Source organism: Pelagovum pacificum (genome assembly GCF_016134045.1).
In the GTDB taxonomy this organism is placed as follows: domain Bacteria; phylum Pseudomonadota; class Alphaproteobacteria; order Rhodobacterales; family Rhodobacteraceae; genus Oceanicola; species Oceanicola pacificus_A.
The window spans coordinates 1,815,077-1,839,641 of the sequence record NZ_CP065915.1 but is presented as its reverse complement, the minus strand read 5'-3'; the positions used below and the strand labels follow the sequence as shown (position 1 = coordinate 1,839,641).

Below are 24,565 nucleotides of genomic sequence, written 5' to 3'. Positions count from 1 at the left end.
AATGACCGACGCGATCTTCTCCATCGAGAACCTGTCTATCGACTCCACCCGCGGCGGCGAGCGGACCCGCATTGTCGACGGCCTTTCGCTTTCGGTCAGACCGGGCGAGGTCTATGGCCTCGTCGGCGAGAGCGGCTCGGGCAAGTCGATCTCCATGATGACGGCCGTCGGACTTGCCGCGCCGGGTCTGGACGTCGTGTCGGGGGAAGTGACCTTCGACGGCACCCGCCGCGATGCAAGGGACCAGCGGGCGCTGCGGCGTCCCCTATCACACGGCGCGGCGCTGCTGTTCCAGAATGCCAAGGGCGCGCTGACCCCGTTCCTGACCGCCGGTCGGCAGGTTGAGCGCACGCTGCGCAAGGCCGGCCATCGCCGCAATCTGCGCAGCGAAGTGACCGAGCTGTTCCGCGTGGTCGGGCTGAACCATGCCGACCACGGTCACAAGTATCCCCACCAGATCAGCGGCGGACAGGCGCAGCGCGTGGCGATGGCCTGTGCGCTGGCGACGAACCCGCGCCTGCTGATCGCGGACGAGCCGACAACCGCGCTGGATGTCACGACCGAGGGCGAGCTCTTGCGCTTCCTCACCGGGCTTTGCCGAGAGCGGGACCTCGCGATCGTGCTGATCGCGCACAATCTGTCGCTGGTGTCCGAACATTGCGCGCGGTTGTCGATCATGCACGCCGGCCAGCTCGTTGAGACGGGCGAGCGCGACCGGATCTTCGCGACACCCCTGCATCCCTATACCAACGGCCTGATCGAGGCGGTCCCTGACCTCGACGCCCCGCGCGAACTGGTTCCGCTGAAAGGCACCGTCTGGGGCGGACCGCCGGGGCATGAGCGCTGCCGCTTCTCGCACCGCTGCCCCCACGCGAAGGCGGCCTGCGACGCCGGACGTCCCCCGGAAGTCACGCGCCCCGGCCAGACCGTTCACTGCATCCTGCACGCGGAGGAGCCGGCATGAGCGACCTGCCCGTCCTGTCTATCCGTGGTGTCAGCCGCCTGTTCACCAATCCCGCCGACCCGGAAGCGATGAGCGTCGGCGTCCGCGGCGTCTCGTTCGAGATGAAGCGCGGCGAAACCCTCGGGCTGATCGGCGAAAGCGGCTGCGGCAAGAGCACCCTCGGCCGCTGCATCGTGGGCCTTGACCAGCCTGACGAAGGCGACATTCGCGTGAACGATACGGTAATGAACCGGCTGTCAGGCGATGCGCTGCGCCGGTTCCGCCGCGCCGTTCAGATTGTATTCCAGCGGCCCGAGACGTGCCTCAACCCGCGCATGACGGTGCGCGCTTTCGTCTCGCAGGCCTTGCGCAACTTCAAGGTGGTGCCACGGGCGGAGGAAGCCGATCGTCTCCGCCATCTCACGACGCTGGTCGGACTAGACGCTCAGGCGCTCGATCGCCATCCGCACCAGTTGTCGGGTGGCGAGCGGCAGAGGGTGGCGATCATGCGGGCGCTCGCCTGCGACCCCGACCTCATCGTCCTGGACGAGCCGACTTCGGCGCTGGACGTCTCGGTGCAGGCGCAGGTCCTTCGGACCCTGCGCGACCTGAAAAGCGAGGTCGGCACGAGCTTCCTGTTCATCAGCCACGACATGGCTGTCGTGCGCTACATGTGCGAGCGGGTCATGGTCATGTACATGGGCCGGATCGTAGAGGAAGGCCCGACCGAGACCGTATTGTCGCGTCCCGCCCATCCTTACACACGCGCGCTCTTTGACGCCGCACCTCGAATACACCCCCGCCCCCAGCCTCCGGTCGCCCTCAAGGGCGAACTGTCGCTGCGCGACGTGAAGGCCGGCGAATGCGCCCTACGCAGCCGGTGCCCCTTCGCAGTAGACCGCTGCCGCGCCCAGCCTCCGATCGCCCGACTTGAGGGCGGCCACCGTGTCGCCTGCTGGCGCGCCGAAGAGGTCGCAGCCGGCCTTGTCCCCGAAACATCCGACGCCAAGAGGAAAGTACCCACCCCATGATCTCCGAGACGTTCTACAACAGGTCGATGGACCTGCCTTCCGAACTGCTGGTCGGCGCCATCGACAGCCACGTCCATGCCGGCCCGGTGCTGCGGTCCAATCCCGGCCACCAGGATCCGTTCGAAGCCGCCATCGAGGCGCGCGAGGCCGGGATGCGGGCGATCGTCTTCTACGACGTGTTCGGCTGGGCGTCGGGCACGGCATGGATGGTCAATCGTCACGTTCCGGGCATCCAGACCTTCGGCGGGTACCTGATGAATTCCTGTCACGGCGGCATCAACCCGCGCTCGGTCCGCACCGCCCTCTACATGGAAGGCGGCTGTTGCTTCATCAGTTTCGGCTCGCACTGCACGCACTTTCAGGCCAGCCGGGAATCCGCGCTCATCGACGGAGAACTGGTACCGCTGAAGGACGCCTACCCTAAGTTCGCCGAAGAGGAGATGCCCCGCGCCGTAAAGATCCCGACCGAGGGGCCGATCTCCGACGACCTCGCCGAGATCTTCCAGATGGTCGCCGATCATCCGGACGTCTACCTCAATACGGGCCATGTCTCGGGGCCGGAGGTGCTGCGCATCCTTGACCTCGCCGAGGAATTCAAGGTGCAGAAAGTGCTTATCGCCCACCCTGCCCGTCAGCAGTTGTCGGTCGAAGAACAGAAAGCCGCCGCGCGCCGTGGCGCATTCCTCGAGGGGTGTCTTGTCGACTGGCTCTACCCCCACGCGCCGCGCACGCACTACTACGTGGAGCGCGAATACATGGACCGCTCGGGCGACCTGCCTCGGATGCGGCCTTCGGCGGCACAGTGGATGGCTGACATCCGAGAGGTCGGACCCGAGCATTTCGTGCTCGGCACCGACTACGGCATCCGCGCGGCAAGCTCCGCCGTGCAAGGGATGCGCACGCTCATCACCACCCTGCTCGACTACGAGTTCACGCCTGAGGAGATCCGAACCATGACCGCTCACAACCCGGCCCGGCTGCTCGGCCTGGAAGCGGCGTGAGGGGCAGCGACATGGCAACTTACGAACCTTTCTACAACCGGACGATGGAACTGCCAGAGGAGCTGCTGATCGGCGCCATTGACAGCCACGTCCATGCGGGCCCGGTCCTGCGCTCGAACCCCGGGCACTTCGACCCGATTCAGGTGGCGGAGATGGCCCGCGACGCGGGACTTCGTACCGTACTCTACTACGACGTCTTCGGCTGGGCCTCCGGCACCGCGTGGATGGTGAACCGTTTTGTAAGAGATTTCCGCACGTTCGGCGGCTACCTGATGAACTCTTGCCATGACGGGATGAACCCCCGCGCTGTGAAGACGGCACTGAACCTCGGCGACGGCTGCCGGATGATCTCCTTCGGTTCGCACTGTACCTATCATTCGGCGCTGACCGAGTCCGCGCTCGTCGATGGCAAACTCGTGCCTTTCAAGGACGCTGTGCCCGGCTTCTCGGAAAAGGAGCTGGCAAGGGCGATCCGAATTCCGCTCGAAGGCGAGCCGCCGGACGCGCTGAAGGAAATCCTCGACATGGTGGCGGAGCGGCCCGAGGTGTATCTCAACACCGGGCATGTCTCGGGTGAAGAAGCGTTGCGCATTGTCGAACTCGCGCAGGCCGCCGGTGTCGCGAAGATCCTCGTCGCCCACCCCGCCCGAGCGCTCTTGTCCATCGAAGATCAGAAATCCCTTGCCGCGAAGGGTGTGTTCCTCGAAGCCTGCGCCGTCGACTTCGGCGGCCCCGCAATGCCGCACACCCATTACTACGTGGAGCGGGAGCTGATGGACATGCACTCTGTCGTCCACGGCAAGGCGATGCGCTGGATGCAGGGTATTCGCGACGTGGGGCCCGAGCAGTTTGTTCTGGCGACGGACTATGGCGTGCGGGTGCTGCCGTCGCCAGTCGAAGGCATGAGGATGATGATTTCGATGTTGCTCTACTTCGGATTCTCGGTCGAGGAGATCCGCACGATGACCGCCACGAACCCGGCGCGCCTCATCGGTCTGGACGACTGAGCATGTCTGCGACTTACTTTCGCAACGCTCGCGTGGTGACGGAAGATGCCGACTTCCTGGGCGGCGTTGTCGTGGCGGGCGGTGTTGTGACAGAGGTCGTCGAAGGCACGCCGGACCGGCCGGGTGACGTCGTCGAGGTCGGGGGGCGCGTGCTGCTCTCCGGCCTCGTTGATCCGCATGTCCACTTTTCCGAGCCCGGACGTGACTGGGAAGGCTGGCTGACCGGCAGCCGGTCAGCCGCGGCTGGTGGCATCACGTCTGTCGCCGAGATGCCGCTGAACGCGATACCCCCGACCACGGACGTTTCCGCGCTTCGCCTGAAGCTGGAGTCGGCGCGGACCTCGGTCGTGGATTATACCCTGTGGGGCGGCGTCGTGCCCGGAAACGAGCATGAGATCGGACCCCTCGCGCGGGAAGGCGTCACCGGGTTCAAAGCATTCATGTGCCGAGGATCGGACGAGTTTCCCCATGTCTCCATTGATGACCTCCATATCGGGGCGAGAAGGATACGACAGGCGGGATCCTTTCTCGCCGTTCACGCCGAAGACGAGGCACTGACCTCTCGGCTGACCCGCACCCTGATCGCGGATGGTCGGCGTGATCCGAAGGCTTGGGGCGAAGCCCGCCCGGTGGAGGCAGAGGTCAGGGCGATCGCGTCGGCAATCGCGCTGGCCGCCGGTGTGGGTTGCCGGCTCCACATCGTCCATGTCTCGACGGCCGAAGGTATCGACCTCGTCACCGCCGCGCGGGAGGCCAGGCAAGATGTCACGAACGAAACCTGTCCTCACTACCTGTTCTTTACCGAGGATGATCTCCATACCGTCGGCCCCTTCGCGAAGTGCGCCCCGCCCCTTCGGTCCGCCGAAATCCGCGAGGAATTGTGGGCACGCGTGCTGAGCGGAGACGTCGATATCATCGCATCGGACCACTCCCCGTGCCCGCTCGCTGACAAGGAGGCAGGCACCGACGACATCTTCAAGGCATGGGGTGGCATTTCGGGCATCCAATCCGGGCTTAACGCGATCCTGACAGAGGGCGTCCACCGACGGGGCCTGCCGCTAAGTGCCGTCGCACGGATGATGTCGGCGAACCCGGCTCGCCTGCTCGGCCAGTACCCCAGGAAGGGAACCATCGCGCCCGGTTCCGATGCGGATCTGGTCATCGTCGACCTGGACAAGGCATTCACGCTGAAGGCGTCGGATCTCGCCTATCGGCACCCTCACAGTGCCTATGCCGGGCAGACTTTCAGGGGCACTGTCGACGCAACCTTCCTGCGTGGTAAAATGATCCACGGGGAAGGTCTTGGTGCGGCGCCTGTCGGTGGTGGAAGGTTCCTGAATGCGGTCGCGGATGTTCCTGCAACGGCACTGACTGATTGAGATAAAGGCGGACACGGACGTGGGAATGCTAGTGACGAACGGAGCGGTCGAGCCAGGAACTGGCGCCCCCCGTCCGATGTACCGCGATGACGAGGAAGGTCTCTACGCGTCCCGGCTCAACCGGTTGCGCAACTTGTCGATCAACAGCATCGAGATCGGGGAACTGCGACGGCGGCTCGTGCGTGGACTGAAGATCGCCGGAGCGCAATGGGGTGCCATCATCCTCGGTCATGAGGCGGACGCGATGCTGATCGTCGAAGGCCAGGTCCCCGCGCCGCTCCATCGCATGATGTCGGGCCTGAAGGGTCAGCTCGGATCCTGCGATCCGGGTCCGATCGCCACACAGAGTGTCGCCCATGGGTGCCGGCTCGCGACATCGCGGCTGGACACGCCGGACGGGCGGGTCGGGACCGTACTCATGGGGCTGCCGCGCCGGTCCTCCGACACGACGGATGCCTCGGCTCTGGTCGACCTGATCGCCGATGAAATGGCAGGCCGGATCGACAGCTTTTCCCAAAGGCAGCAGATTGACCATATCCGGGGCCACCTGTCGCTCATCCACAAGCTCGGCCAGCGGCTGACGACCACCCACGACCAAGCGGCGTTGTTCGAAGAAATCTGCCGGCTGCTGCGACAGTCGCTCGGCTACGACCATATCCAGATCCTGCTGACGAACGCGCCGGAGGGCACCGTGCGTCTCAGCCATGCTGACAGCCCCCACGCCGAGCAGATGGCGAAATCGAGCCCCAGTGTTCGCGTTGGCCAGGGCATTATCGGACGCGTGGCCGAAACCGGACAACTGTGGAATTCGCCCGACGTGTCCCGCGACCCTCATTTCGTCGCCAACAGGGCGCTTCCCGCGACGGCCTCGGAGCTCGCGCTGCCTTTGCGCATCGGACAGCGGGTCATTGGCGTTCTCGATATCCAGAGTGAGGAACACGCGGCCTTTCCGAGGCAGGACGTCATCCTGTTGCAGACAGTCGCCGACCAGATTGCGCCGGTGATCGAACAGCAGAGGCTCTTCGCCGCCGAACGCGCGGAGCGGCAGCTTTCATCGACGCTGGCGGAGGTGTCGCGCATCATCTCCTCCCAACTCGAACCGCGATATGTCCTCGACGCCGTGCTGCGGGAGTTGCGACGGGTCGTGCCCTATTGCGGAAGTCGCGTGACCCTCAGGTCGGACGACGGACGGATGCGCGTAGTCGCGGCGGTCGGGTTTCCCGACAACGACCTTGTGCTGAGCCATTCCTTCGACGTCGGTGAGACGCCACTGGCAAAGCCGGTCGTCGAAAATCATGAAACACTCCGCCTTGCCGACGTGCGGGAACACGAGTTCTGGACTTGGCAGCCGGGGACGGAGCAGATCGTTTCCTGGCTGGCGGCTCCCTTGGTCCACGGTACGGATTGTATCGGCTGGCTCTGCGTCGACTGGCCGGAGCCCGGCTTCTTCAGCGCCGACCATGAGCGGATCGTCCGGGCCTTCGCGGAGCAGGCTGTCGTCGCGATCGAGAATGCTCGGCTCTACGACGCTGCCCGCCACCTCAGCTCTGCGCTGGAGCTGAAAGTGACCGAGCGGACCCGGCAGCTCGAGCAGGCTCATCAGGATATCAGCGAAAAGGCTGAAGCTCTGCGAGCTTTGTGGCGGCGGCTCGTCGATATCCAGGAGACCGAGCGCAAGCGGATCGCCCATGACCTGCACGACAGCGCCGCACAGTCGATCCTTGCCGCGACTTACCAGCTTCAGAGTATCCGGCGGCGCGTCTCCGACCAGCCCGACCTCGAGCGGCGAACGACCGAATGCCAGCGCACGCTCGACGCGACGCTCAACGAGATGAAGCAGATAATTTACGCGCTCCGGCCCACGCTGCTCGACGAGATGGGCCTTGTAGCAGCCCTCGAAAATCACGCGGGCGGGCTTCGGCGGATCACTAACCTCAAAGTCGACATGCAGGTGATCGGAACACCACGCCCGCTGACCGCTGACATCGAACTGGCGATCTACCGGATCATCCAGGAGGCTTGCCAGAACTGCGTCCGCCATGCGGATGCTCGCAAGCTGGCTCTCGTCGTTGCCTTCGACAGCGACATAGTCACGGTTTCAATCGAAGATGACGGGCGCGGATTTTCGGAAGATGCGGCGCAAGGCGGTCTCGGCCTTATCGGTATGCGCGAGAGAAGCCACGCGATCGGTGCCGAGCTCGTCCTCTCCGCCATCCCGGGGACAGGCACACGTCTCGAACTCAGACTTCCACGGCAACAGGCTGCATAATGACAATCCGGGTGATGATCGTCGACGATCATGAGATCTTCCGGCAAGGCGTCCGAAGTGTTCTCGAGGACGAAGAAGACATCACTGTGGTGTCCGAAGCCGGAAACGCCAGGGACGCAAGAGACTTGGCCCGCTCGAGCGCGCCTGATGTGATTACCGTCGACATCCGGCTCGGCGCGACCGACGGCATCGAACTGGTCCGCAAGCTCAAGTCCGTCGATAACCCGCCCGCCTGCGTGATCCTGTCGACCTACGAAGATCGGGAGTACCTCGTGGGCGCACTCGCGGCGCAAGCGGACGCCTACCTGCTGAAGTCCAATTCCTACGAGACGCTGGCCGACGCGATCCGGACTGTCCATCGCAACGGTCGGACTCTGTCGGAGGAGCTGATCTCGACTATGATGGAAGAATACAGCCGTTTCGCGGATCAGCAGGTCAGGCAGGACAGCGGACTGAACCCGAAGGACGTCGAAATGCTTCGCATCCTCGCCGAGGGAGGCCGGACGTCGGACATCGCCGACCAGCTCCACATGACGGAAGTGACGGTCAAGCGCAGGATTCAGGACGTATGCATGAAGCTTCACGCGAATAACCGCGTTCAAGCTGTCGCTGAAGCAATACGACGAGGGCTGATCTGAAGCGGTCTTGAGGACTTTTCCGTAATTGCCCCACAAGGCTACATCCTGCCGGGAGGCAGCAAGCGGGTCTGCCTCTCAGCGGATCAGCAAGACCACATCTCATCAGTTTCAGAAGACGCTCAGCAGATGAGGGAAGAACGAATCCAAGACGACTAAAGCGGCGACATCGGAACCGAAACCGAACCGATGTCAGATCGAAAGTTGCTAAGCCGTTGATTTAATGGCGCACCCGATAGGATTCGAACCTATGGCCTCTGCCTTCGGAGGGCAGCGCTCTATCCAGCTGAGCTACGGGTGCCTGCGGGCGGTCTATAGCGGCACGGGGATCCCGGCGCAACGGGTTATCCGGCGGCGTGAGGAGAAGTTTGCCGTCAGGCGAACAGGTCGTGGCAGAGCTCCAGAGCAGAGACCAGCGTGTCGACCTCCTCGGTGGTGTTGTACATGCCGAAGCTCGCCCGGCAGGTGGCCGTCACGCCGAGGTGATCCATAAGCGGACCCGCGCAATGGTGGCCGGCGCGCACCGCGACGCCGCGCTTGTCGAGCACTGTCGAGATGTCGTGCGCGTGCGCCGCGCCGTCCAGCGTGAAGGAGAAAATCGCCGCCTTGCCCGGCGCATTGCCCTGCAGCTTAAGCCAGTTCAGCCCGGCGAACCGCTCCTGTGCATAGGTTGCCAAGGTCGCCTCGTGGGCAGCGATCCGGTCCATGCCGATCGTCATCAGGTATTCGAGCGCGACGCCAAGGCCGATGGTCTGGACGATGCCGGGTGTCCCGGCCTCGAACTTCATCGGTGGGTCGGCGTAGGTCACCTCGTCCTTGCTGACGTCGCGGATCATGTCGCCGCCACCGAGGAACGGGCGCATCTCGGCCATCCGCTCCTTCTTGATCCAGATCGCGCCGGACCCGGACGGACCGTAGAGCTTGTGACCGGTGATCGCGTAGAAATCGACGTCGAGGTCGGTGAGGTCGACGGGCGCATGAACCGCGCCCTGACTGCCGTCGACGAGAACGGGAACGCCCTGCGCATGGGCGCCGGCGGCGATCGCCTTCACATCGACACGCGTGCCGAGCACGTTCGACAATTGCGTCACGGCAATCAGCTTCGTGCGCGGCGTGATCGCGTCGAGCACCGCCTGCGGATCGAGCGAGCCGTCGGGTGCCGTGTCGACCCACACCAGCTTCACCCCTTGCCGTTCGCGCAGGAAATGCCAGGGCACGATGTTGGCGTGATGCTCCATCACCGACAGGATGATCTCATCCCCGGCTTCCATGCGCGGCATGGCCCAGCCGTAGGCGACGAGGTTGATGCCCTCCGTCGTGCCGGAATTCAGCACGATCTCGTCCTCGGACGGTGCGTTCAGGAACCGGGCGACAGTGCCACGGACCGCCTCGTACTTCTCGGTGGCGAGGTTGGACAGGAAGTGCAGGCCGCGATGGACGTTGGCATACTCCTGCGAATAGGCCCGGGTGATCGCGTCGATCACGACCTGCGGCTTCTGGGCGGAGGCCCCGTTGTCGAGGTAGGTCAACGGCTTGCCGTTCACCTCCCGCGACAGGATGGGGAAGTCGGCGCGGATGGCAGCGACATCATACATCAGAATACTCCTCTGCCGGCGATGGCGGAGATGAGGCTCAGCAACATCGTCGAGCCGACAATCACGCCGATCACCGACACGACGATCGTCATGAAGGCGCGGCCGAGCGAATTAAACTTGTGCGCTTCGTTGATGAAATGGACGAGCACCCAAAGCGACACGACAAGCGTCGCTGTGAGGAACACGACCGACAGGAACGGTGCGGCGAGGGTCAGCACGATCTGGATCGCCTGGGCGACGACCTGAATGGCGGTGACCCAGATGACGGTTAGCAGTGAATCCTCGAACCGGCCGTGCCCGCCGAGCATCTGTGCCGCCCCGTTCAGCGCGAAGACCGAGATGGTCAGCAATCCGGCGAGGATCAGCGTGTAGGACATCGGCGTCAGCATGATCGTCGACTCGGTCCGCGGCACCGGTGGCAGAACGATGCTGGCGAGGGCGACCAGCAGAACCGACAGGATCACCACCAGCGCCAGCGCCGGCCACAAAACGGAGCGCGGCAGGCCCAAGCCGAACATGCCGCGCGCCACTTGCGGCGGGTCCTGCACGGTCGCCACCATGAGGCGAAGCATCTGCCCGGCCTCCGTCATCAGCGGGCGGCTTCCGCTTCGGTCAGGCAGAACAGCCAGATCACGACGAAGGCGATGGTCCAGATGAAGCCCACGAGGGCCGCCTGGATGCCGACACCGATGAAGCCCCGCACCAGCCCGTAGAGCAATGCGGCCGGCGTGCTCGCCAGCAGCGCCCAGAACAGGGCGAGACGGGCGCCGAACCAGCTCCCCTGCCCGCCCAGCGGTCGGGCGACAAGGTGGCTGAGCCCGGCAAGCCCGTAGAACACGAGCGGCAACACGAACATCGAGCCGAAGAATGCGTAGGCGACGAGCGCCGTGAACTCCGGCGTTTCGCCGCCCGGCAGTTCCTCGAACCCGGCGACGATGCGGCTGAGGCGCGGCAACTGGGCGATGAACAGCAGGAAACAGGCGGTCATCAGGAAGATGAGCGCCCGGTCCTCCCGCTGGCCCTGGTCGAGAAACCGCCGCATGACGGTCCTCGGCCTGCGCCAGGAGGCCACGATGTCCGTGGTGACGGGCATCAGCCGTAGCGACGCGAGAGCCAGCCTTCGAGCCGCTCTTGCAGGGCTTCGGCGAAGACGGGGTTCTCGATCTCCGCCAGCGCTTCGGCGACGAAGGCGATCGTCAGCAGGTTGGTCGCCTGCCGTTCCCCGACACCGCGCGAGCGCAGGTAGAACATCGCCTCGCGGTCGATCGCGCCGGAGGTGGAGCCGTGCGAACAGGCCACGTCGTCGGCGTAGATCTCGAGCTCCGGCTTGGCCAGGAACGTCGCGTTCTCATCCAGCAGGAGCGACTGGCTGATCTGATAGCCGTCGGTCTTCTGGGCACCGGGCTGGACGAGGATCTTGCCCTGGAAGACGCCCGTCGCGCCGTTGCGCAGAACCTTCTTGAAGACCTGCCGGCTTTCGCAATTCACCGCGTCGTGGGTGATGAAGACAGTGTCGTCGTGATGGAAGTCCTTGCCATCGCCAAGGCATGTGCCCGCGATATGCGCCGTTGCATCGTCGCCGTTGATCTCGACGACCGCCTCGTTGCGGGTCAGCACGCCATTGACCGTCATGGTGAAGGTCTTGAACGTCGACTCGCGGCCAAGACGCGCGAACGTGCCGGTCACCGCGCGACGTTCATGATCGCGTCCCTGCGACCGGACGAGGTGAAAGGCCCCTTCGTCGGCGATGTCGATTTCCATCCCGGAGGAGAAGCGCGCGGCGCCCGGTCCGCTTTCGAGGATGCTGAGCTCCGCCCCCTTCTCGACCTTCACGCAGTGGTGGAGGAACGCATCGGAAGTTTCTGATTTATGGAGGTAAACCAGACGCACCGGCTTGCTCGGCTTGCCGGTGACGCGGATCACGACACCGTCGGTGGCGAAGGCCGTGTTCAGCGCCGCGAGCGGACGGTCCGTCCGGCCATGGCTTTTCGCCTCGAGCACACCGTAAAGGTCCTTCGCCCAGTGGATGTCGGTTCCGGCCGCGTTGGCGAGCCGGTCGATCTCGATCCCCTCGAGCGACAGATCGTCGGAGGCGTCTGCATCGAAGACACCATCGACGAAGACGATCTTGAGGCTCTCGATACCGTCGAAGATCTCCGCCTCGTCGTCCTCGAGGACGGCGGCGGCGGGCACTTCGCTGTCGGTCAGCGTGCGCGGGTTGGTGAATTTCCAGTATTCGTCGCGCGGATGCGGCAGGCCCATGTCGGTAACCCGGGCCAGCGCGGCGTTGCGCGCGTCACGCAGCCAGCCGGCGCTGTCCGGCAGGGTCATTCCCGCCAGCCGCGCCTCTGTCGCGTCGCGCTTCTGCTCCTTCAGTTTGGCGCGTGGCATCATATCAGGCCACCTCGCCGAGGATATTGCCGTAGCCGCTTTCCTCGACCTCGAGCGCCAGCTCGGGGCCACCGGTCTTCACGATCCGGCCGTCGGACATGATGTGCACGACGTCTGGCTGGATGTGGTTCAGAAGGCGCTGGTAGTGCGTGATGACGAGGAAGCCGCGGCCCTCGTCGCGCAGCGCGTTCACGCCGTCGGAGACGAGCTTCATCGCGTCGACGTCGAGGCCGGAGTCTGTCTCGTCGAGGATGCACATCTTCGGCTCGAGCATCGCCATCTGCAGGATTTCGTTGCGCTTCTTCTCACCGCCGGAGAAGCCGACGTTGACTGGACGCTTCAGCATCTCGGGGTCGATCTTCAGCGACTTAGCCTTGTCGCGGATCATCGCGAGGAAATCCTTGGAGCTGACCTCCTCCTGACCACGGGCCTTGCGCTGCGCGTTCACGGCGGTGCGCAAGAAGGTCATGTTGCCGACGCCGGGGATCTCGACCGGGTACTGGAACGCCAGGAACAGGCCGATCGCGGCGCGCTCTTCCGGGTCCATGTCGAGCAGGTCTTCACCGTCGAGTGTCGCAGTCCCGCCCGTCACCTCGTAGCCGTCGCGGCCGGAGAGGACGTAGGACAGCGTCGACTTGCCAGAGCCGTTCGGCCCCATGATCGCATGGACCTTGCCCGCCTCGACAGTCAGGTCGACGCCTCTGAGGATCTGCTTGTCCTCTTCTTCAAGTTTGACTTCCAGACCTTTGATCTCAAGCATATTTTCTCCTTCCAGCGAGCGGTTCGACCCGCCGCCTTTTCAGCGTTTCTTTTGCATCAGCCCGATCACCTCGAGCAGCTCGTCATTCTGTATGGCGCGCGGTGTAATCTCGAACCGCGCCATGCGGCCCACGGTCTCCACCTTCTGCGCGTATGTCTCCACCACGTGATATTCGGGGCGATTGTCGTAATCGTCGAACAGCACGGTCAACGGCGCCTTGCTGCGAAACAGGCAGGCCAGCAGGCAGCCTACCCGAAAGCGGCCGTCAATAAGAACGAGGTCCGGCTGCATAAAACCGTCCATGTCCCAGACCGCCAGCGGATAGCGCGCGAACCGGGCTTGCGCGGCATTGTTCACCGGCATGCCCCAGTTCTTCACCTTGCCCACGTCGCCGTGGACCAGGACCGGCCGCGAGGCGACCTCGTTGGCGTCGAACCAGACGTTCATCATGTCGATCCAGTCCGCATCGCTTTCGACCGACCAGATCGTCTTTTCCGGCATCTCTGACGCCACGACGGTGGAGCCGCCGGCGCCGTACTCGAGGATGACGGACGCCTCCGCATAGCGCTCTTGCAGAAGCGCGGACTCCGCCTCCGGCAAAGTCAGCTTCGGACGCTGAATCGGGTCCAAGACAGGTCCCGGTGACTCCGTCATCTGCGCCACCATCAGTGCGCGCCCCGCGTGGTCAGGGGCTTTTCCGCCGGCTTCAGCAGGAAATTCTGGTTCACGCGGCTTTGCCCGAAGGCCTGCACCACCTCGTAGGACCAGTCTTCCATCAGCGCCTCGAAGGCATCGCGGTTCTTGTTGTCGACCTCGATGAACAGGACCGGGCGGCAGGACGAGATGGTCTTCTCGAGCCCGCGCAGCGCCGCGATCTCCATCCCCTCGACGTCCATCTTGATGAAGTCCACCGCGCGACCGTCGAGCAGGCTGTCGCCGGTTCGCACCGGGACGTCCCCGCTACCGTCGAGATCGACCCGCGCCCAGCCGAGGTTCTTGTGCGGAGAACTGACCGCGGCGTTGTCAGTCACCCGATCGCCAAGCCCGTAGCCAAGGGTATCGAGTTCCACCATGTCCTGAAGGCCGTTCAGGAAGATGTTGGAGAGGTAAAGGTCGATCGCATCAGGGTTCATCTCGAACGGAATGACCTTCGACGCCCCGCCGAACATCAGCATGTAGAGCGAGTGGTTGCCTACGTTCGCGCCGACATCGGCGAACACGCCGCCCTCGGGGAAGTGGTCCCGGATCACGGGAAGCTGGGACTGCTCGTAGAACAGCCCCTTCATGTGCGTGGCGTGGATCCGGTCCTTCCGGTTGTTCACCGTGAAATAGACCGGCCGCTCATGCGAACGAGAGATGACAACGCGCGACCGGCGCGGCGTGAGATAGCTCGCGCCGGTGCCGATCCGCTGTTCGACGGCAGGATGAAGGTCCCTCGACGGGCCTTGCGTCTCCATCGCGTTACTCCCGGTTCCGATCGCCAGCCGGTCGGCTCAGCCGACCGATCCCTCCAGCGAGATTGCGACCAGTTGCTGCGCTTCCATCGCGAACTCCATCGGCAGTGCCTGAAGCACTTCCTTGGCGAAGCCGTTGACGATCAGGGCGACCGCCTCTTCCTCGTCCATGCCGCGCTGGCGGCAGTAGAACATCTGGTCGTCGTCGACCTTCGACGTCGTGGCCTCGTGTTCCACCCGGGACGAGTTGTTCTTCACCTCGATGTAGGGAACCGTGTGGGCTCCGCACTTGTCCCCGATCAGCAGGGAGTCGCACTGGGTGTAGTTCCGGCTCTCGTCCGCCTTCGGGTGGATCGAGACGAGACCCCGGTAAGTGTTCTGCGCCTGTCCGGCCGAGATCCCCTTGGAGACGATGCGCGACCGCGTCCGCTTGCCGAGGTGGGTCATCTTGGTGCCCGTGTCGGCCTGCTGCCAGTTGTTGGTGATCGCGATCGAGTAGAACTCGCCCTGGCTGTCGTCGCCGCGCAGGATGCAGGACGGATATTTCCAGGTGACGGCGGAGCCCGTCTCGACCTGGGTCCACATCACTTTCGCCCGGTCGCCGCGGCAGTCCGCGCGCTTGGTGACGAAGTTGTAGATGCCGCCCTTGCCCTCTTCGTTGCCGGGGTACCAGTTCTGCACAGTGGAGTACTTCACCTCGGCGTCTTCCTCGACGACGATCTCGACGACCGCAGCGTGCAGCTGCGCGGTATCACGCTGCGGCGCGGTGCAGCCCTCGAGGTAGGACACGTAGGAGCCCTTGTCGGCGATGATGAGCGTGCGCTCGAACTGGCCGGTATTCTCGGCGTTGATGCGGAAGTAGGTCGACAGCTCCATCGGGCAGCGCACCCCCGGCGGCACATAGACGAACGAGCCGTCCGAGAAGACGGCCGAGTTCAGCGCCGCGTAGAAATTGTCACCCTGCGGCACGACGGAGCCGAGGTATTTCTTCACCAGCTCGGGGTGATTGCGGATCGCCTCCGAGATCGAGCAGAAGATGACACCGGCCTTCTCGAGCTCCTTCTGGAAGGTCGTGCCGACCGAAACGGAATCGAACACCGCGTCCACGGCGACCTTGCGCTCGGAATTGTCCTCGGGCGTGTCAATCTGGTCGGCACCCTCGACCCCTGCGAGGATCATCTGTTCCTTCAGCGGGATGCCGAGCTTCTGGTAGGTCTCGAGCAGCTTGGGATCGACCTCGTCCAGCGACTTGGGCTTGGTCTCCATGCTTTTCGGACGGGCGTAGTAATACTGGTCCTGGAAGTCGATCTCGGGATATTCGACCATCGCCCAGTCGGGCTCTTCCATGGCGAGCCAGCGCTTGTACGCCTGCATCCGCCACTCGGTCATCCATTCCGGCTCGTCGTTCTTGGACGAGATCAGGCCGACGATGTCGGCGGACAGGCCCTTGGGGGCGTAGTCCATCTCGATGTCGGTTTCCCAGCCGTACTTGTAATTGCCGGAAAGCTTGCGGACGGCCTCGACCGTATCCTCGTCGACACCTTCCTTCACGTCGGTGACGGGGGGATTGTCCAGTGCGCTCATGTTCTCGTCCTTCCTCACGCCGCTCGGGCGCGGTGTCGTCTCAGTTTGGCGGTCCAGGCCTCTGCGAACCGCAGGACCTCGTCTTCCGTCGTCGTCGGTCCCAGAGAGACCCGGATGGCGCTGCCGGCGGTATCGGCGTCGTATCCCATGGCCCGCAGCACCCGGCTTTCCTTCACCTTGCCGCTGGAACAGGCGCTGCCCGCACTGATCGCGAAACCGGCGAGGTCCATCGTCATGACCTGCGTCTCGCCCTTCCAGCCGGGCGTGACGAAACAGCTCGTATTCGGCAGCCGGTCGGCAGCTTTCCCGACAAAAATAGTCTCATCGCTGCCAGCCGCAATGGCATTTTCTAGAATATTTCTAAGTTGGGCCACTCGATCCCAGACGCCGTCGGCAAGGTCCCGCTGCGCCGCGGTCGCCGCGGCGGCCATCCCGGCGATGCCGGCGAGGTTCTCCGTTCCCGAGCGTCGGCCCATCTCCTGCCCGCCCCCTCTGATCTGCGCGGCAAGGTCGGTCCCTTGCGGAAAGACCAGCGCGCCGACGCCCTTCGGACCGCCGAACTTGTGTGCGGACAGGAAGACCATGCCGACGCCGGACCACGAGAACGCGAACGGCACCCGGCCGAAACCCTGAGTGATGTCCGACACAGCAAGCCCCTGCGGCAGGGCCTGCAGGACCCCCGTCTCGGAATTGGCGAACTGCAAGGTCGCGCCGTCGGGCTCGGCTACGCTCACAAGCCCGTCGGCATCGACCGGCAGCGCCTCACCCGCCCAGGACCAGACGGCATCATGTTCGATCGGCGCGGCGGCCAGGGCCCGACCGGCCAGCGCCAGCGCCGCCGCCTCGGTCGAGCCGGAGGTGAAGACGACGTCGGCGTTCGAAGCACCGACGGCCTCGGCCACGGCTGCACGGCTCGACTCGAGCAGCCCCTTGGCCGCCCGGCCCTCGGAGTGCACCGAGGACGGATTGCCGACCAGGTCGAATGCGGCAACCATCGCGTCCCGCGCTTCGGCGCGCAGCGGCGATGTCGCGTTGAAATCGAGGTAGGTTCTGGTCACGGCGCCCTGCCCTTCGTTGGGCTGCAAATTGCTTGGGTCTTCATGGGCCAGTCAGACCCTGTCGGCGCAGGCATTGCCCCGTTCAAGCCTTCAGGGCCCGGCCACGGCCAATCAGCCCGGCTCATCGACCACCTCGAACAGGTTCGGCACGGCCGGACAGGGGGCGAGGTCGTTGGCGACCACGTCCGAAAGTCGCGTCTGGTGCAGGAAGACGTAGACCTGTGCCGACAGCCCTTCCCAGACCCGGTTCGTCAGCGACTGCGCCCGCGAGCCGGACAGCCCGCCGGAGGCCCCGGCGCCCTTGTGCATCGCGCTCACCGTCTCGTCCACGGCGCCGAGGATGTCGGACACCCGGATCTCCGCGGCGGGCCGCGCGAGGCGGTAGCCGCCGCCGGGACCGCGCACGCTCTCGACCAGTCCGGCCCGGCGCAGCTTGACGAAAAGCTGCTCGAGATAGGGCAGCGATACGTCCTGCCGGCGCGAGATCTCGCCCAGAGTCGTCAGCCCGTCCCCCGGCTGCAAGGCAAGGTCGGTGAGCGCGACCATCGCGTATCGCCCTTTGGTGCTGAGTTTCATCGCTTCACTCCATCCGGATTCGGCTGCCATTGACGGCGCCTGCAGCCCTGTTTACTTCCGCTATACCTCCGGACGGAGGAAATTAGAACACTTCTAAAGCAAGCCGAGTAAAAGAGTCAAGTTTTACCGGAAGCCGACGAAAGGCGAACAATGCCCGAGGTTATCTTCCCCGGCCCCGAGGGTCGGCTCGAAGGACGTTACCATCCCCAGAAGGACAGGGACGCGCCGATCGCGATCATCCTGCACCCCCACCCGCAGTTCGGGGGCACGATGAACAACCGCGTCGTCTATAACCTGCACTATGCCTTCCACAACATCGGCTTCACGGTGCTGCGCTTCAACTTCCGGGGCGTCGGCCGCAGCCAGGGCGAGTACGACCAGGGCGTCGGCGAACTGTCCGACGCGGCCTCCGCGCTCGATTACCTGCAGTCGATGAACCCGAACGCGAAACACTGCTGGGTCGCCGGCTTCTCGTTCGGCGCCTGGATCGGCATGCAGCTACTGATGCGCCGCCCCGAGATCACCGGCTTCGTCTCGGTCTCGCCGCCGGCGAACATGTACGACTTCTCGTTCCTCGCCCCCTGCCCCTCCTCCGGCCTCATCATCAACGGCTCGGGCGACCGGGTCGCGCCGCCGCAGGACACCAACACGCTGGTTGGCAAGCTGCACGAGCAGAAGGGCATCACCATCACCCACGAGCAGGTCGAGGGTGCGGGACACTTCTTTGAGGATCCGCACATGGAGACGATGATCGGCAGCGTGTCCGATTACGTCCGCCGCCGCCTGACCGAGAACACGCGCTGAGGAGCCAGGGGATGTCGTTCTCCGAAGAGGTCGCCAACCGGCTCGCCGAAGACGTGATTCAGGTGATGGAGAAGCTGGGCGAGCCGCGCCTCCACGAGGAGATCGCGAAGTCGCTCGGCGCTTCCTCCCAGACCACGGAGGAAGCGTTCCGCACCGCGATCCGCGTTCTGCTTGCCGAACGCCGTGCCCGCGACCTGCTGCGCGAGATCGAGCAGAAGGGCGGGCTCGAGGAATGAGCGCGCCCGAAGAGGCCGATATCTTCACCATTCCGCTGCTCGACGGCGGTCACGCGATCGGACAGGTGTCGCGCGTCGAACCCGGCAACGAGGTCTGTCTGCTGCTGTCGCTGCGTCGTGACGATCGTGTCGCCGGCCTCGCCGCGTCCGAGGTGATCGCCGAGATCCCGACCGACGCCGACCCCTTCATGAAGGGCGAGTGGACGGTGATCGGCTACGACGGCCTTCCCGACTACGTCCGCACCCGCAGCCGACTCCTCAGCCTGCCGACCCCCAAGCAGGAACCGGCCGTGATCGAGGCGTTCCTGAACGCTGTGCACGGTCTCTATCCGTGGGATGGTTTCCCCGACGCGAGCTTCTTCGACAAGCTCCTGAAGGATGGCGTCGCGCGTCCGCCCGGCAGCCGCATGAAGTCGCAGTTCTCGGCAGGGTGACTTCCTTTCCGGTGCGGATCGGGTCTATTCAGAACGCGATTACCGGAGCACCCCCATGACCGACCGCCTTGCCGAACAGCTCGCCTTTCTCGTGGAGGTGGACCGGCTGAAGCGCGTCGATCGTCCCAACGTGCTGATGGACGGCTCCCGGTTCGAGAATGCCGCCGAACATTCCTGGCACCTCGCGCTCTGGGCGATGATCTTCGCCGACGCCGCGCCCGAGGACACCGACCTCGATCGCGCGCTGATGATGTGCCTGCTGCACGACTTGGTCGAGATTGACGGCACCGAGCAGAGCCCGGACGAGGCCACGTCGGTCGAACGGCTGTTCGCGCTGCTGCCCGCCGATCAGGGGGCGAGCTTCCACGCCGTCTGGACCGAGTTCGCAGAGGGCAAGTCGCCCGAAGCCCGCTACGTGCGGATGCTCGATACGCTGCAGCCGGCGTTCCAGGAGCTGTTCAATCCGGACCAGACCGAACGGGACCGCGAGATCCTGCGCCACCTGCTGACCATCGGACGTGCCGCGCTGATGCGCGACGACTGGCCAGAGGCGCACGACTACGCCATGTCCCTGCTCGACCGCAAAGGCGTCAGCCCGCCCCAGCCGTTCGGGGCGCGCCTGCGCTTCCTCGCCGAGGCCGACCGGCTGAAGACGGTGCTGCGCGGCACGACGATCTTCGACGGATCGCGGCGCGAGAACTCGGCGGAGCATTCGTGGCACCTCGCCCTCTATGCCATCGTGCTCGGAGAACATTCCGTCACCGATTCCGACCCGGCACGGGCCCTCAAAATGCTGATCCTGCACGACCTCGTCGAGATCGACGCCGGCGATGCGCCGGTCCACGGCAATCACGACCCCGCCCTTCAGGAGGCCAAGGAACAGGCGGCCGCCGACCGTCTCTTCGGGATGCTACCCGAGGATCAGGGTACGAACCTTCGTGCCCTCTGGGACGAGTTCGAGGCGGCTGCGAGCGACGACGCGATCTTCGCCAAGTCGGTGGACCGCGTTCAGCCGGTCATGGCCAACCTCGAATGCGGCGGCGGCTCCTGGATCGAGTACGATGTGACAATCGACCGGCTTGAGGCGCGGGTGGCCTCGAAGATACGCCTCGGTCTGCCGGCAGTGTGGGAGGCGCTCCGGCCCGCCGTCGAAGACTGGTTCAGCCCCGAAGGGAAGGCTCCCGCAGAATGATCGCCCGACTCCTCCGTCTCTCCATGCTGGTCGAAGCCGTGACGCTCGTCCTGCTGTTTTTCGTCGCCATGCCGCTGAAATACTGGGCGGACATCCCGGGCCCGACCTCCGTGGTTGGCATGATGCACGGTATCGCCTTCCTCGCGTTCGTCGCGGTGCTGGTCCTCTCGCTCCTTGCGCGGGTCGTCGGAGTACGCTGGGGCGCGCTTCTGTTCGTCGGCGCCTTCGTGCCCGTGCTCGGTTTCCTGAACGATCACTGGTTGCGGCGGCGCGCCGTGCTCTGACCGTCCGTATACCTTCGTATACAGCACTTCCCGAAGGCCGCCCGATGCGCTATGGCGCCCGCAAGACATATTTCGTCCAAACCCGGAGGACCGCATGACCAAGATCAAGGTAGAGAACCCCGTCGTCGAGCTCGACGGCGACGAGATGACCCGGATCATCTGGGACTTCATCAAGCAGAAGCTGATCCTGCCCTATCTCGACATCGACCTGCTCTACTACGACCTCGGCATCGAGGCCCGCGACGACACGGACGACCAGATCACGGTCGATGCCGCCGAGAAGATCAAGGAAATCGGCGTCGGCGTGAAATGCGCCACGATCACGCCGGACGAGCAGCGCGTCGAGGAATTCGGCCTCAAGCGCATGTACCGCTCGCCCAACGGCACGATCCGCAACATCCTCGGCGGCGTCATCTTCCGCCAGCCGATCATCTGCAAGAACGTTCCCCGCCTCGTCCCCGGCTGGACCAAGCCGATCGTCGTCGGCCGCCACGCCTTCGGTGACCAGTACCGTGCGACCGACTTCAAATTCCCCGGCGCCGGCAAGCTGACGATGAAGTTCGAAGGCGCGGACGGCACCGTCATCGAGAAAGAGGTCTTCGACGCGCCCGACGCCGGCATCGCCATGGGCATGTACAACCTCGACGCCTCGATCTACGACTTCGCCCGCGCGTCGCTGAACTACGGCCTCAACCTTGGCTGGCCGGTCTACCTGTCGACAAAGAACACGATCCTCAAGGCCTATGACGGCCGCTTCAAGGACATCTTCCAGAAGGTCTACGAGGAAGAGTTCGAGGAAGAGTTCAAGAAGGCGAAGATCTGGTACGAGCACCGCCTGATCGACGACATGGTCGCAGCCTCGCTGAAGTGGTCCGGCGGCTACGTCTGGGCCTGCAAGAACTACGACGGCGACGTGCAGTCCGACACCGTCGCGCAGGGCTTCGGCTCGCTCGGCCTGATGACCTCGCAGCTGATGACGCCCGACGGCAAGATCGTCGAGGCAGAGGCCGCGCACGGCACCGTCACCCGCCACTTCCGCCAGCACCAGAAGGGCGAGCAGACCTCGACCAACTCGATCGCCTCGATCTACGCCTGGACCGGTGGTCTGAAGCACCGCGCCAAGCTCGACGACAACGCCGAGCTGCAGAACTTCGCCGAAACGCTCGAGAAGGTCATCGTCGACACCGTGGAGAGCGGCTTCATGACGAAGGACCTCGCGCTGCTGGTCGGCCCCGACCAGAAGTGGCTCACCACCATGGGCTTCCTTGAGAAAGTCGACGAGAACCTGAACAAGGCGCTCGGCGGCTAACGCCGACGGCCCTGTATTCGACGGGAGGGCGGCAGCGATGCCGCCCTTTCTCATTGGCGCAGGCCTCGTTGACACAGGCCTCGTTGGCAAAGACCGGAGACCACGCACGGTGCGATCGATCGGCATCCTCTCGGTGATCCTCGCCGCCGTGCTCTGGGGCACGACGGGCACGCTGCAGACGCTGCTGCCCGAAGGCCGGGAGCCCTTGGCGGTCGGGGCCATCCGGCTGCTGGTCGGTGCGCTGTTCCTTCTGGCGCTCGCCGCTGCGAGCCCGGCGGCGCGTCGCGCCGCGAGGCACCTGCCGTGGCGGGGCGTCCTGTTCGCGGGCGTGGCAATTGCAGGCTACAACCTGTTGTTCTTCCGAGCGGTCTCCGAAGCTGGGGTCGGCATCGGCACTGCCGTCACCATCGGCAGCGCCCCGATTTGGACCGCGGCTTACGAGGCTTTGGCCCTGCGTGTCCGGCCCGGTCCGGCTCGGCTCGCCGGTCAGGCGGTGTCGATCGGCGGAGTCGCGCTCCTCGGCCTGTCGGGCGGTGTCGCGGGCAGCTCGCTGACCGGCATCCTGCTCGCGCTCGGATCCGGCGCCTGCTACGCCGCCTACTCGCTTGCCACCAGTCGGGTTGGCGGGCGCGTGCCGTCGGTAACGCTCGCTGCGTCGACCTTCAGCGTCGCGGCGCTCGTCACCCTGCCCGCGCTGGTGATCCTGCCGCTGGACTGGATCGCGGGCAGCGCCGACATCGCCACGCTGCTGTTCCTCGGCGTCGGCGCGACGGGACTGTCCTATGTCTTCTACACGTGGGGCCTGACGCGGGTCATGGCCTCGACAGCTGTGACGCTGGCGCTGGCCGAGCCGGTGACCGCGTGGCTGCTCGCCACGCTGCTGGTGGGCGAACCCGTCACCCTGCGCACCACGTTCGGAGTCGCGATGATCCTTGCCGGCCTTCTCATCGTCTCGCTCACCCCGGCGAGCGTGCCGCGACGGATCCGTTGACAGGTCAGCAATCCTGTCTCATCGTTCGGCCATGCCAGCCGCGATGCCGATCCCTTCGGAATACCGCCAGAGCCACACGTCCGTCGAGGACGCGCAGGGTCTGACCATCGGCCTGCTCGCCGCGGCAGTCGGGCTGACCTTCCTGCAGCACCTCGGGTTCCTGACCGGCCAGACGGCGGGGCTCGCGCTCATCATCGCCTACCTGTTGGGCTGGTCGTTCGGCGTGGTTTTCTTCCTCGTGAACCTGCCGTTCTACGTCCTCGCGTGGCGACGCTTGGGACGGGAGTTCACGATCAAGTCCTTTGCCTGCGTGGCACTGCTGTCGGTGCTGGTCGATGTGCTGCCGCTCGGCATCCGGTTCGAGTACCTGAACCCGGTGCTCGGCGTGATCGTCTTCGGCGTACTGACGGGCTTCGGCCTGCTCGGCGTGTTCCGTCACAAGGGGTCGCTCGGCGGGCTCGGAGTCATCGCGCTGCTGGCGCAGGACCGGCTCGGCATCCGGGCGGGCTACGTCCAGCTTGCCGTCGACGGGCTGCTGTTCTTCGTCGCCCTGTTCCTGTTCGAGTTCCGGGTCGTCGCCTATTCGCTGTTCGGCGCGGTGATCCTGAACGGCGTGATCGCCTTCAATCACCGGCGCGACAGGTATATCGCCGACTGATGGACACCTACACGAGTCGCAAGCATACGCCACTTGAAGATGCGCAGGGGCTTCTCGCGGGCACCGCGCTCTGCGCCTTCGCGCTACAGATGCTGACGTCGCTCGGCCTCGTCACCGGGCAGACGGCGGGCCTCGCCGTGCTGATCTCCTACTTGTCGGGCTGGTCCTTCGGGGCGGTGTTCTTCGTCGTTAACCTGCCGTTCTATTGGCTCGGCTATCGCCGGATGGGCCTGCGCTTCACGCTGAAGACCTTCGCGTCGGTCGCACTGCTGTCGATCTTCTCGGAAGTCATGGGGCCGCTCGTGACATTCGAGACTCTGAACGCCTGGCTCGGCGCGGTGATGTTCGGCCTCATCACCGGGACCGGACTGCTCATCATCTTCCGGCACGGCGGCTCGCTCGGCGGGGTCGGGATCCTCGCGCTCTACCTGCAGGACAATGTCGGCATAAAGGCCGGCTGGGTGCAGCTTGGCTTCGACCTGTGCCTGTTCCTCGTCGCCGCCTTCGTGCTGCCGCCGCTGCAGGTGGTGCAGTCGCTGATCGGGGCCGTCGTGGTCAATCTGGTCATCGCGCTCAACCACCGCAGGGACCGCTACATCGCCACTTGAGCCCCCCTCGCCGAGGGAGTAGCGGATGCGGCATGCACTATGTCTACCTTCTCCTCGCGATCCTGGCAGAGACCATCGGCACAACCGCCCTGCAGGCCAGCCAGCAGTTCACGCGGCCCCTGCCTTCGGCCATCGTCGTGGTGGGCTACGGCATCTCCTTCTACCTGATGGCGCTGGCGCTGCGGGTCATGCCGGTGGGGATCGTCTATGCGATCTGGTCGGGGCTCGGCATCGTGTTCATCGCGGGGATCGGCTTTCTGGTCTTCAACCAGCGTCTCGATCTGCCGGCGGTGATCGGCATCGGGCTGATCCTGTCGGGTATCCTCGTGATCCACCTGTTTTCGGGCAGCGCCACGCATTGACCGC

At 64.9% G+C, this 24,565-nt stretch carries 27 protein-coding genes and 1 tRNA gene; 17 read left to right on the top strand and 11 right to left on the bottom strand.

The window, feature by feature from the left end; all coding sequences use genetic code 11:
• Nucleotide 1: 1 nt before the first annotated feature.
• The 7 genes from I8N54_RS09095 to I8N54_RS09065 are packed head-to-tail and all read left to right on the top strand — an operon-like array spanning nucleotide 2 to nucleotide 8,268.
• Nucleotides 2-964 (top strand): ABC transporter ATP-binding protein, encoded by a 963-nt coding sequence (locus I8N54_RS09095; protein WP_140192867.1) that lies wholly within the window; start codon nucleotides 2-4, stop codon nucleotides 962-964.
• Complete coding sequence (locus I8N54_RS09090; protein WP_140192868.1) at nucleotides 961-1,974, top strand: oligopeptide/dipeptide ABC transporter ATP-binding protein; 1,014 nt, start codon at nucleotides 961-963, stop codon at nucleotides 1,972-1,974. The genes I8N54_RS09095 and I8N54_RS09090 overlap by 4 nt, the downstream gene beginning before the upstream one ends.
• Nucleotides 1,971-2,975, top strand: coding sequence for a DUF6282 family protein (locus I8N54_RS09085; protein ID WP_140192869.1), 1,005 nt, complete (start codon nucleotides 1,971-1,973; stop codon nucleotides 2,973-2,975). Before I8N54_RS09090 ends, I8N54_RS09085 begins: the two co-directional genes overlap by 4 nt.
• 11 nt (nucleotides 2,976-2,986) lie before the next feature.
• The gene (locus I8N54_RS09080) at nucleotides 2,987-3,982 is read left to right on the top strand and encodes a DUF6282 family protein (RefSeq protein ID WP_140192870.1); all 996 of its coding nucleotides are present in this window, start codon (nucleotides 2,987-2,989) and stop codon (nucleotides 3,980-3,982) included.
• Between the two features lie 2 nt (nucleotides 3,983-3,984).
• On the top strand, nucleotides 3,985-5,361 hold the full coding sequence (gene allB / locus I8N54_RS09075; RefSeq protein ID WP_140192871.1) for an allantoinase AllB: 1,377 nt from the start codon (nucleotides 3,985-3,987) through the stop codon (nucleotides 5,359-5,361).
• Nucleotides 5,362-5,386: 25 nt separating this feature from the next.
• A complete protein-coding gene (locus tag I8N54_RS09070) occupies nucleotides 5,387-7,630 on the top strand; it encodes a GAF domain-containing sensor histidine kinase (RefSeq protein ID WP_140192872.1) in 2,244 nt (747 codons plus the stop codon).
• On the top strand, nucleotides 7,630-8,268 hold the full coding sequence (locus I8N54_RS09065; protein WP_140192873.1) for a response regulator transcription factor: 639 nt from the start codon (nucleotides 7,630-7,632) through the stop codon (nucleotides 8,266-8,268). Before I8N54_RS09070 ends, I8N54_RS09065 begins: the two co-directional genes overlap by 1 nt.
• A gap of 221 nt (nucleotides 8,269-8,489) precedes the next feature.
• Here the strand turns inward: I8N54_RS09065 and I8N54_RS09060 are convergent.
• The 11 genes from I8N54_RS09060 to iscR form a co-directional block, all read right to left on the bottom strand.
• Nucleotides 8,490-8,566, bottom strand: a tRNA-Arg gene (locus tag I8N54_RS09060).
• Between the two features lie 73 nt (nucleotides 8,567-8,639).
• Entirely contained in the window at nucleotides 8,640-9,860 is a 1,221-nt protein-coding gene (locus I8N54_RS09055) for a cysteine desulfurase (protein WP_140192874.1), read from the bottom strand.
• A complete protein-coding gene (locus I8N54_RS09050) occupies nucleotides 9,860-10,432 on the bottom strand; it encodes a YIP1 family protein (protein WP_198571761.1) in 573 nt (190 codons plus the stop codon). The genes I8N54_RS09055 and I8N54_RS09050 overlap by 1 nt, the downstream gene beginning before the upstream one ends.
• A 17-nt stretch (nucleotides 10,433-10,449) precedes the next feature.
• The gene (locus I8N54_RS09045; protein WP_140192876.1) at nucleotides 10,450-10,953 is read right to left on the bottom strand and encodes a YIP1 family protein; all 504 of its coding nucleotides are present in this window, start codon (nucleotides 10,951-10,953) and stop codon (nucleotides 10,450-10,452) included.
• Nucleotides 10,953-12,251, bottom strand: a complete 1,299-nt coding sequence (locus tag I8N54_RS09040; RefSeq protein ID WP_140192877.1) for a SufB/SufD family protein — start codon at nucleotides 12,249-12,251, stop codon at nucleotides 10,953-10,955. Before I8N54_RS09040 ends, I8N54_RS09045 begins: the two co-directional genes overlap by 1 nt.
• A gap of 4 nt (nucleotides 12,252-12,255) precedes the next feature.
• Complete coding sequence (gene sufC / locus I8N54_RS09035; protein WP_140192878.1) at nucleotides 12,256-13,011, bottom strand: Fe-S cluster assembly ATPase SufC; 756 nt, start codon at nucleotides 13,009-13,011, stop codon at nucleotides 12,256-12,258.
• Between the two features lie 39 nt (nucleotides 13,012-13,050).
• The gene (locus I8N54_RS09030; protein WP_232790455.1) at nucleotides 13,051-13,641 is read right to left on the bottom strand and encodes a hypothetical protein; all 591 of its coding nucleotides are present in this window, start codon (nucleotides 13,639-13,641) and stop codon (nucleotides 13,051-13,053) included.
• A gap of 35 nt (nucleotides 13,642-13,676) precedes the next feature.
• Nucleotides 13,677-14,468, bottom strand: a complete 792-nt coding sequence (locus I8N54_RS09025) for an FkbM family methyltransferase (RefSeq protein ID WP_140192880.1) — start codon at nucleotides 14,466-14,468, stop codon at nucleotides 13,677-13,679.
• 36 nt (nucleotides 14,469-14,504) lie between these two features.
• Nucleotides 14,505-16,049, bottom strand: a complete 1,545-nt coding sequence (sufB, locus tag I8N54_RS09020; protein WP_140192881.1) for a Fe-S cluster assembly protein SufB — start codon at nucleotides 16,047-16,049, stop codon at nucleotides 14,505-14,507.
• Nucleotides 16,050-16,063: 14 nt separating this feature from the next.
• Complete coding sequence (locus tag I8N54_RS09015; RefSeq protein WP_140192882.1) at nucleotides 16,064-17,107, bottom strand: cysteine desulfurase family protein; 1,044 nt, start codon at nucleotides 17,105-17,107, stop codon at nucleotides 16,064-16,066.
• A 111-nt stretch (nucleotides 17,108-17,218) separates the two neighbouring features.
• On the bottom strand, nucleotides 17,219-17,683 hold the full coding sequence (iscR, locus tag I8N54_RS09010; RefSeq protein ID WP_140192883.1) for a Fe-S cluster assembly transcriptional regulator IscR: 465 nt from the start codon (nucleotides 17,681-17,683) through the stop codon (nucleotides 17,219-17,221).
• A 150-nt stretch (nucleotides 17,684-17,833) separates the two neighbouring features.
• On the opposite strand from iscR, the gene I8N54_RS09005 reads away from it, so the two are divergent.
• From I8N54_RS09005 to I8N54_RS08960, 10 genes are all read left to right on the top strand, one after another.
• Nucleotides 17,834-18,487: an alpha/beta hydrolase gene (locus I8N54_RS09005; protein WP_140192884.1), complete on the top strand. Its 654-nt coding sequence runs from the start codon at nucleotides 17,834-17,836 to the stop codon at nucleotides 18,485-18,487.
• A gap of 11 nt (nucleotides 18,488-18,498) precedes the next feature.
• A complete protein-coding gene (locus I8N54_RS09000; RefSeq protein ID WP_140192885.1) occupies nucleotides 18,499-18,723 on the top strand; it encodes a hypothetical protein in 225 nt (74 codons plus the stop codon).
• Entirely contained in the window at nucleotides 18,720-19,157 is a 438-nt protein-coding gene (locus I8N54_RS08995) for a hypothetical protein (RefSeq protein WP_140192886.1), read from the top strand. The genes I8N54_RS09000 and I8N54_RS08995 overlap by 4 nt, the downstream gene beginning before the upstream one ends.
• Before the next feature lie 55 nt (nucleotides 19,158-19,212).
• A complete protein-coding gene (locus I8N54_RS08990) occupies nucleotides 19,213-20,349 on the top strand; it encodes an HD domain-containing protein (protein WP_140192887.1) in 1,137 nt (378 codons plus the stop codon).
• The gene (locus tag I8N54_RS08985) at nucleotides 20,346-20,633 is read left to right on the top strand and encodes a DUF3817 domain-containing protein (RefSeq protein ID WP_140192888.1); all 288 of its coding nucleotides are present in this window, start codon (nucleotides 20,346-20,348) and stop codon (nucleotides 20,631-20,633) included. Before I8N54_RS08990 ends, I8N54_RS08985 begins: the two co-directional genes overlap by 4 nt.
• Before the next feature lie 94 nt (nucleotides 20,634-20,727).
• Nucleotides 20,728-21,942 (top strand): NADP-dependent isocitrate dehydrogenase, encoded by a 1,215-nt coding sequence (locus I8N54_RS08980; protein WP_140192889.1) that lies wholly within the window; start codon nucleotides 20,728-20,730, stop codon nucleotides 21,940-21,942.
• A 109-nt stretch (nucleotides 21,943-22,051) separates the two neighbouring features.
• A complete protein-coding gene (locus tag I8N54_RS08975; RefSeq protein WP_231592392.1) occupies nucleotides 22,052-22,933 on the top strand; it encodes a DMT family transporter in 882 nt (293 codons plus the stop codon).
• A 43-nt stretch (nucleotides 22,934-22,976) separates the two neighbouring features.
• On the top strand, nucleotides 22,977-23,591 hold the full coding sequence (locus tag I8N54_RS08970) for a YitT family protein (protein ID WP_232790454.1): 615 nt from the start codon (nucleotides 22,977-22,979) through the stop codon (nucleotides 23,589-23,591).
• Nucleotides 23,591-24,199, top strand: coding sequence for a YitT family protein (locus tag I8N54_RS08965; protein ID WP_140192892.1), 609 nt, complete (start codon nucleotides 23,591-23,593; stop codon nucleotides 24,197-24,199). The genes I8N54_RS08970 and I8N54_RS08965 overlap by 1 nt, the downstream gene beginning before the upstream one ends.
• A 32-nt stretch (nucleotides 24,200-24,231) precedes the next feature.
• Nucleotides 24,232-24,561 (top strand): DMT family transporter, encoded by a 330-nt coding sequence (locus tag I8N54_RS08960; RefSeq protein WP_140192893.1) that lies wholly within the window; start codon nucleotides 24,232-24,234, stop codon nucleotides 24,559-24,561.
• Nucleotides 24,562-24,565: the final 4 nt, after the last annotated feature.